Annotated in this window: 5 protein-coding genes; 4 read left to right on the top strand and 1 reads right to left on the bottom strand. The window is 67.4% G+C overall.

What is annotated here, in order from left to right; genetic code table 11:
* From mprF to PCE31107_RS23195, 3 genes are all read left to right on the top strand, one after another.
* On the top strand, window positions 1-2,606 hold a 2,606-nt coding region (mprF, locus tag PCE31107_RS23205; protein ID WP_425494746.1), incomplete at its 5' end, for a bifunctional lysylphosphatidylglycerol flippase/synthetase MprF.
* Window positions 2,603-4,360, top strand: a complete 1,758-nt coding sequence (locus PCE31107_RS23200; protein WP_246181950.1) for a virulence factor family protein — start codon at window positions 2,603-2,605, stop codon at window positions 4,358-4,360. The genes mprF and PCE31107_RS23200, both read left to right, overlap by 4 nt.
* Window positions 4,361-4,510: 150 nt before the next feature.
* Window positions 4,511-5,818 (top strand): solute carrier family 23 protein, encoded by a 1,308-nt coding sequence (locus tag PCE31107_RS23195; protein ID WP_130027478.1) that lies wholly within the window; start codon window positions 4,511-4,513, stop codon window positions 5,816-5,818.
* 90 nt (window positions 5,819-5,908) lie between these two features.
* Here the strand turns inward: PCE31107_RS23195 and PCE31107_RS23190 are convergent, their stop codons facing one another.
* Window positions 5,909-6,823 (bottom strand): LysR family transcriptional regulator, encoded by a 915-nt coding sequence (locus PCE31107_RS23190; RefSeq protein ID WP_150610791.1) that lies wholly within the window; start codon window positions 6,821-6,823, stop codon window positions 5,909-5,911.
* Between the two features lie 367 nt (window positions 6,824-7,190).
* Here PCE31107_RS23190 and PCE31107_RS23185 point away from each other — a divergent pair.
* The coding region (locus tag PCE31107_RS23185; protein WP_150610790.1) for a DEAD/DEAH box helicase at window positions 7,191-8,512 on the top strand (1,322 nt) is incomplete at its 3' end.

Below are 8,512 nucleotides of genomic sequence, written 5' to 3'. Positions count from 1 at the left end.
AGCCGCCGTCCGCCGACGAAGCCGCCTGGTTTGCGTTGCCCGCGCCCCTGCGCTGGCTCCGGCGCGTGCCGTGGACCGCGGCCCGGCCGTGGCTGATCGCGGCCGGCGTCGTTCTGCTCGGCCTCTTCGTCTTCGACGCGTTGCATCACATGCTGCGCCACGTGCATTACGACGACATCGTTGCCGAGATACACAACACCCCCGTGACGCGTCTGGCGCTTGCCATGCTGGCAACCCTGGCGAGTTACGCGGCCCTCACCGGTTACGACATCTCAGGGCTTGGCTTCGCCGGGGCGAAGGTCAAGCGCTCGACGGTCGTGCTCACCTCGTTCATCGCCTACGCGCTGGGAAACTCCGTCGGTCTGGGGGTGCTCACCGGCGGCACCGTGCGAATGCGGATGTACGCCGCCGCGGGGGTCGATGCATCGAAGGTGGCGCAGGCGGTAGCGTTCAACGCCGGCGCGTTCGGTCTCGGCATGACCGTGTTCGGTTCGCTCGGCATGTTGTGGGGCGCGTCGCGCGTCTCGGCGCTGGTGCCGATTCCGGCGTGGGTGTTGCAGATGCTCGCCTTGCTGCTGCTGGCCGGCGCCGCCGCGTTCCTCGTACTGTGCGCGCGCAAGCGCACGGTGCGCTTGCTGAACCGCTGGCCGATCCCGCTGCCGCCGCTGCGGGTCGCGGTGCGCCAGTTGCTGATCTCAGCCGCCGATCTGGGCATGGCGGCCGCCGCCTTGTGGTGTTTGCTGCCGGCCAACGTGGTGGACCTACCGACCTTCGTCGTCTTCTATGCCATTGCCATGGCGCTTGGCGTACTCAGCCACGTGCCGGGCGGCGTGGGGGTGTTCGAAGCGGTGATTCTGCTCGCGACCAACGGACACGCGCCGATCAGTCAGGTGGCGGGGGCGCTGGTGCTCTATCGCGGTATCTACTATCTGCTGCCGCTGATGCTTGCCGCATGCCTGCTCGCCGGATTCGAGTTGCGCCAAGGCCCGGCGGCGCCGATCGGTCGTGCGGCCGTGCGGCTCTTCCCCGGCCTGTTGGCGGCGCTCACGCTCGTTGCCGGGGTCATGTTGCTGATCTCCGGCGTGACGCCCGCCACGCGCGACGCCGAAGACTTCCTTCGCCACCACGTGCCGCTGTTCCTCGTGGAAGTGTCGCACTTGCTCGGCAGTGTGGCGGGGCTGGCCATGCTGTTCCTCGCGCGAGGTCTGCTGCACCGGCTCGATGCCGCCTGGTGGGGCTCGCTCGGCCTGACGATCATCGCTGCCGTCCTCGCGATTCCCAAGGGCATTGCAGTGTCGGAGTGCTTCGTATTGGCCATGCTGGCGACGCTGCTGCTCGTCTCGCGCGAACAGTTCGACCGGCGCTCGTCGCTTTTCACGCAGACGTTCGAGCCGGGCTGGATCATTGCCGTGCTCTCGGTGCTCGGGGCCTGTACCTGGCTGATGTTCATGGCGTACCGGCGCGTCGAATACGCAAATCAGCTCTGGTGGCAGTTCACGTTCGACGGCGACGCCCCGCGTTCCATGCGCGCGTTGATGGTCGTGGCCGTGATCGGACTCGGGCTGTCCTTGTGGCAATTGCTGCGTCAGTCCGCCGGCGCGATCGTGCCCGCGAGCGAGGAGGAACTGGCGCGCGCGCGCGCCGTCATCCGCAAGCAACCGGCCGCCGACGCCTGTCTGGCGCTGATGGGCGACAAGAGCTTCCTGTTCTCGCCGTCGGGCAACGCTTTCATCATGTACGCAAAGCATCGCCGTTCGTGGGTGTCGCTCTCGGATCCGGTCGGCGACCAGAAGGAGTGGCCCGAACTGATTTGGCGCTTCATCGAGCTGGCCGATGCACATGGCGGACGCGCGGCGTTCTATAAGACCCGCCCGCAGGCGCTGCCGCTCTATATCGACGCGGGACTGCGGGCCTTCAAGCTCGGCGAGGAAGCGTTCGTCTCGCTGCCCGAGTTCGGGCTGCAAGGCGCGCGTCGCGCCAATCTGCGGCATGGGGTGGCGCGCGGTGAACGCGAAGGGTTGACGCTGGAGATCGTGGCGGCGGAAGACGTCGCGCCGCATCTCGCGGAAATGCGGCGCGTATCGGAGGCGTGGCTTGCGCGCCAACATACGCGCGAGAAGGGGTTCTCGTTGGGCGCGTTCACTGACGCGTACGTGGCGCGCCAACCCGTGGCGCTTGTGCGCCGCGAGGCGCGTCTCGTCGCGTTTGCCACGTTGATGTGCCCCGACATCCAGCGCATCGAAGCGAGCATCGATCTGATGCGCCAGGTGCCGGACGCTCCCCCCGGCACGATGGACTTCCTGTTCGCGAAGCTGATGCTGCACTTCAAATCGCAGGGCTATCAGCGCTTCGGCCTGGGGATGGCGCCGATGTCGGGCATGGAGACGCATCAGCTTGCGCCCCGCTGGCATCGCTTCGGCCGCATGATGTTCGCGCACGGTGCGCGCTTCTATAACTTCCGTGGGCTGCGCAGCTTCAAGGACAAATTCGATCCGCAATGGGAGGCGCGTTATCTGATGACGCCGGGCGGCATCGCGCCGATGCTCACGCTGGCCGACGTGGCCTCGCTCGTGGGCGGCGGATGGAAAGGAATCATGACGAAATGACGGGTCACACGATGGCGATGCACAACAAGGCGGACGATGGGCGGGCGAAATCGCGCAAGCGCGGGCGCGGCGAGGGCGCGCCGCGCTGGATCAGCCATGTTGCGGTGAGTGCCGCGACATGGGCGGTGATGATGACGTCCGGCGCCACGCTGGCCCAGACGCCAACACCCGCGCACGCCCCGGGAGGTCGCGCGAATGTGCTCAAGTCCGCCCCGAAGGCGGGGCCGGTCGCGCAGCCTGCGGCGGCCGCGTCGAGCGTGCCGGGTCCGGTGATGCCTCAGGCTGCGGCCGCCGCAGCTGGAGCGGTGGCCATTCGGGGGGCTGGAAGTGCCGCGCCAGAGATCCTGACGCACGGCCGCTTCGAGAACGTGCCCATCTTCCGTCCGGAAGGGGAGCCGAATGCGACGGTGCTCTTTTTCTCCGACGATGACGGCTGGACGCCGCGCGCCGAACGGATGGCCCGCGCCCTCGCGGACACCGGCGCGTTGGTGGCGGGCATCGACACTGCACGGTTGATGGCGAATTACACCAAGGACGAAATCGCCTGTGTCTACGCGGCAGGCGATCTCGATAACTTTGGCCGATGGGTCGAGGCGGCCGTCAAGCTGCCCGGCTACACGCCGCCCATTCTCGTCGGCGACGGCGTGGGCGGCACGTTCGCCTACGCGATGCTTGCGCAGGCCGGTAACGACACGTTCTCCGGTGCGCTGTCCGTCGACTTCTGCCCGGTTCTGCCGATGTCCCGGCCGTTGTGTCAGGGCGAGGGGGTGCACTTCGGACGCGGCATCACGCACACGGCCGGCGGCGCGCCGATGCGATTGCTGCCCGCGCCCGTCATGAGCGCACCGTGGCTGGCAATGGGCGGCCCGGTCGGCGGACCTGCCGCGCGCGCGCCGCGCTGCGCGGACCATGTGGCGCAGGCGTTCGCCGCCCGCACGCCGAATTCGAGTTGGCTCGTCGGCGGGCTAGCGGGCAGCCTGGGCGCGACGGACGTCTCCGGCACACCGGCAGAGACGGGCGCACCCTCGACGTCCGTGCTGGCGGATTGGGTGACGCAGTACAAGAATGCGTTCCGGCGTCTGAACGCGCACCACGTGGCGGGAACGGTCCGGCCGCCCGCCGCGGTGGCCGATCTGCCCATCGTCGAGGTGCCGGCCACCGGCAAGCCTGCCGCCAATATGACCGACACGTTCGCCATCCTGATGTCGGGCGACGGCGGTTGGGCCGGACTCGACCGTGATGTCGCGGGCGCGCTCTCCGCGCACGGCATTCCGGTGGTGGGCGTGGATTCGCTGCGCTATTTCTGGTCGGCGCGCACCCCGGCATCCGGCGCGCTCGATATCGACCGCCTCATGCGCTTCTATCAGACGCGCTGGAACAAGAAGCGCGTGATCCTGATCGGCTACTCGCAAGGGGCCGATGTGCTGCCGTTCATGGTCAATCGCCTGTCGCCGGTGGCCCGCGAGCGGGTGGCGCTGCTGGTGCTGATGGGACTCGGGCAGAAGGCGGACTTCGAGTTCCGCATGACCAATTGGGTGATGTCGAGCCAGAACGGCCTGCCGATTCGTCCGGAAGTGGAGCGTCTGCCCGACGGGATGGCAATGTGCATCTATGGCGCCGACGAAGACGACAGCAACTGTCCGGGGCTCGATCCCAAGCGCGTTCAGGTCGTCAAGATGCCCGGCGGGCACCATTTCGACGGGAACTACACCGGGCTGGCCGACGTGATTCTCCAGGGCGTCGCCAAGCGGTGACGGCTGATGGCGGGGCGGCACGGTCCAAGCGCGCCGCCTTGCCTTCCGTGCAGTGGCTCCGTACACTGCCGCCAGTTTTCCCATCGACCCACGTTCCGCACTGTCCGCACCTTTCGGATTCGGCGGCACGACCCCCAGGAGAAGATCGACATGGCAGAGGGTTATTTCCCGAAGTGGCGGCAGCAGGACACGGCCTCCGGCCGCGTGATCGCCCCCGATGAGCGCCTGGCGTGGCCGCAAACCATCGCGATGGGCGTGCAGCACGTAGTCGCCATGTTCGGCTCGACCGTACTTGCACCGCTGCTCATGGGGTTCGATCCGAACCTTGCCATCTTCATGTCGGGGATTGGCACGCTGCTCTTCTTCGTGCTCGTCGGCGGACGCGTGCCCAGCTATCTCGGCTCGAGCTTCGCCTTCATCGGCCTGGTCATCTCGGTGACGGGCTATGCGGGCAGCGGGCCGAACCTGAATATTCCAGTGGCGCTCGGCGGGATCATCGCCTGCGGCGTGCTCTACGCCATCATCGGCCTGATCGTGATGGCCGTCGGCACTCGCTGGATCGAAGCCCTCATGCCGCCGGTGGTGACGGGCGCGGTCGTCGCCGTCATCGGCCTGAACCTCGCGCCGGTCGCGGTGAAGGGCGTCTCGGCGACTCCCTTCGACACGTGGATGGCGCTGGCGACCGTGCTGTGCGTCGGTCTCGTGGCGGTGCTCGCGCGCGGCATGGTGCAACGCCTGTTGATTCTCGTGGGCCTGCTGCTGGCCTATGCGCTGTACGCCGTGCTGACCAACGGCATGGGCCTCGGCAAGCCGATCGACTTTGCCGTGGTGGCCCATGCCGCCTGGTTCGGCCTGCCGCACTTCGCGGCGCCAGTATTCAAGCCGGAAGCGATGGTACTGCTCGCCCCGATTGCCATCATCCTTGTGGCGGAGAACCTCGGACACATCAAGGCGGTAAGCGCCATGACCGGGCAGAGCCTCGACCGCTACATGGGCCGCGCCTTCCTCGGCGATGGTCTGGCGACCATTGTGTCGGGCAGCGTCGGGGGCACGGGCGTGACGACTTACGCCGAGAATATCGGCGTGATGGCCGTCACGAAGATCTATTCGACGCTGGTGTTTGCCGTGGCGGCGGTGATCGCGCTGGTGCTGGGCTTCTCGCCTAAATTCGGCGCGGTGATTCAGACGATCCCGGGTCCGGTGCTGGGCGGCGTGTCGATCGTGGTGTTCGGTCTGATTACCGTGGCCGGCGCGCGCATCTGGGTGCAGAACAAGGTCGACTTCTCGGATAACCGTAACCTGATCGTCGCCGCCGTCACGCTGGTGCTCGGCGCGGGCGACTTCACGCTTAAGTTCGGTAGCTTCTCGCTGGGCGGCATCGGTTGCGCCACGTTCGGCGCCATCATCCTCTATGCGTTGCTGCGCGGGCGTGGTGCGTCGGCACCGGCGGCGATGTAGGTCGACTCGCTCGCCTCACCGGTCACACCGGACGCGCTGGACCGGCTGGATTCGCCGGCATTGACGGCACAAGCGATCACGGCACGATGATTACGTCGTGCCGTTTTCGTTAATGGCGGCGGGCGTGGCCTGCAGCCGTTCAAGCAATTGCCGCGCGTAGACAGGCAGGGCGTCGCGCTCACGCACGCACAGCACCAGCGTGCGCAGGGCCCACGCGTCGGAGAGCGGCACGATGCCGAGGCCCAGCGTGGCGGCCGAGCGCGCGGCGGCGCTCAGCGGCACGATGCCCAGCGCGGCCCCCGCCGCCACGGCGCGGCACAGACTGTCGAAGTCTCGCAGGCGCACACGGTAGTGCAACGGTCGACCGGCTCGCCTGGCGTGCCCGTCGAGGTGCTCGGCCAGTGCACTGTGCTCGGGCAGGCCGATGAACGCCGAGTCCAGTACGTCGATGAAGGCCACTTCGGCGCGCGAGGCCAACGCGTGCCCAGGCGGCGTGACGACCACCAGCCGGTCCTGCCGGAATGGCACCGTCTCGAGCCCCGTCAATTCGATCCAGTCCGAGACCACGCCAATGTCGGCGGCGCCTTCCAGGACCGCTTGCACGACGGCCGGGCTCGTCTGCTCGCGCAGGGAGATCTCCACATTCGGATGCTCGGCGAGGAATGCCCCCAGCAGATCGGGCAGAAACTCGGACATCGCCACGGTGTTCGAGGCAATACGCACGTTCCCCCTGAGCCCGGCCGCGTATTCGCCGAGTTCGCCACGCAGCTGCTCGATCTGGGCGAGCACGCGCTGGGCGTGAGCGAGCAGGGCGCGGCCGGCGGGGGTGGGCATGACGCCCTGGCGGTGGCGCATGAAGAGCGCGATGCCCAGCGCCTCTTCGAGCCCGCGAATACGGGCGCTGGCAGAGGCCAGTGTCAGATGGGCGCGCTCGGCGCCGCCGGTGATGCTGCCGGCATCGGCAACCAGCACGCACAGACGCAGGTCGGTCAGGTCGAATCGCACAGGGCAGGCAGGCCGGATGGCTTCGGGGGCAATGACGTCAGTGTAGCGGCTTGGGCGATAGGCGCGCAGACACCCCGCGGAACGTCCGAATTTCGGACCCTGGGGAAGGCAAATGGCGATGCCGACTGACTTGGGAAAGGGCACATGGTAAACTACGGGCTTCCAAGACACGGCCGTACCCGCGACGGCCTCGCCCGCCAAGCCGCTTGATTTCATTCGCCGGCGGGTCGTCTTGCAGGCGTCTTTCGGCGCATCGCCCTAATGAGCGCGATGCCTGTCGCACGCCCTACGCGGGCATTCCCTCAAGAACACACAACATCGATACGCGCGGGGACACACTTCGTGGAGTCCGCGCATTGGTCCATATATGTCTTTTGAAAAGCTCGGCCTGTCGGCCGACATCCTGCGTGCCGTGGCCGACCTTGGCTACACGCACCCGACTCCCATTCAACTGCAAGCGATTCCGGCCGTCCTGCAAGGCGGCGATCTCCTCGCCGGTGCCCAGACCGGGACCGGCAAGACGGCAGGCTTCACGCTGCCTATCCTGCAAATGCTCTCCACGCGTGCGCGCGCGGCGGCGGCCAACGGCAAGCGCTCCGTGCGCGCGCTCGTGCTGACGCCCACGCGCGAGTTGGCCGCCCAGGTCGAGGAAAGCGTCACGCAATACGGCAAGTACCTGCCGCTCACGTCCATGACCGTGTTCGGCGGCGTGTCGATGGTGCCGCAGGTCAAACAATTGGCGCGCGGCGTGGACATTCTCGTCGCGACCCCTGGCCGTCTGCTCGATCACATGCAGCAGAAGACGGTCGATCTCTCTGGCGTCGAGATTCTCGTGCTGGACGAAGCCGACCGCATGCTCGACATGGGCTTCATTCGCGATATTCGCCGTGTGCTGGCGGTGCTGCCGTCGAAGCGCCAGAACCTGCTGTTCTCGGCCACGTTCTCCGACGAGATCAAGCAACTGGCCGACGGCCTGCTCAAGTCGCCCGCGCTCATCGAAGTGGCGCGTCGCAACACGACGGCGGAAACCGTCGCGCAGAAGATCCACCCGGTCGATCGCGACCGTAAGCGCGAGCTGCTCGAACACCTCGTGCGTGAGCACAACTGGTTCCAGGTGCTCGTGTTCACGCGCACCAAGCACGGCGCGAACCGGCTCGCCGAGCAGCTCACGAAGGGCGGCATTCCGGCGCTCGCCATTCACGGTAACAAGAGTCAGGGCGCCCGCACGCGCGCGCTCGCCGAATTCAAGAGCGGCACATTGCAGGTGCTGGTTGCGACCGATATTGCCGCGCGCGGCATCGACATCGACCAGTTGCCCCACGTGGTCAACTTCGACCTGCCGGAAGTGGCGGAGGACTATGTCCACCGCATCGGCCGCACCGGACGCGCCGGCGCAAACGGCGAGGCCGTGTCGCTTGTGTGCGTGGACGAACACCAACTGCTCACGCAGATCGAACGTCTCATCAAGCGCACCATCGATCGCGAAGTGATCCCGGGCTTCGATCCGGATCCGCATGCCGTGGCGCAACCGATTCGCAAGGCGCAACAAGGCCGTGGGGCCGGTGGTGGACGTGGCGGGCGCAGCGGCGACGACGACGCGCGCCAACCGGCCCGCGCCCCGCGTGAAGCGCGTGAGCCGCGCGATGGCGGTCGTGGCGCACGCCCGGGCAACGAGCCGAAGCCGCGTCG

Source organism: Pandoraea cepalis, from assembly GCF_902459625.1.
Taxonomy (GTDB): Bacteria; Pseudomonadota; Gammaproteobacteria; order Burkholderiales; family Burkholderiaceae; genus Pandoraea; species Pandoraea cepalis.
Note: the sequence above shows the minus strand (reverse complement) of the source record. Positions and strands in the feature narration are given on the sequence as shown.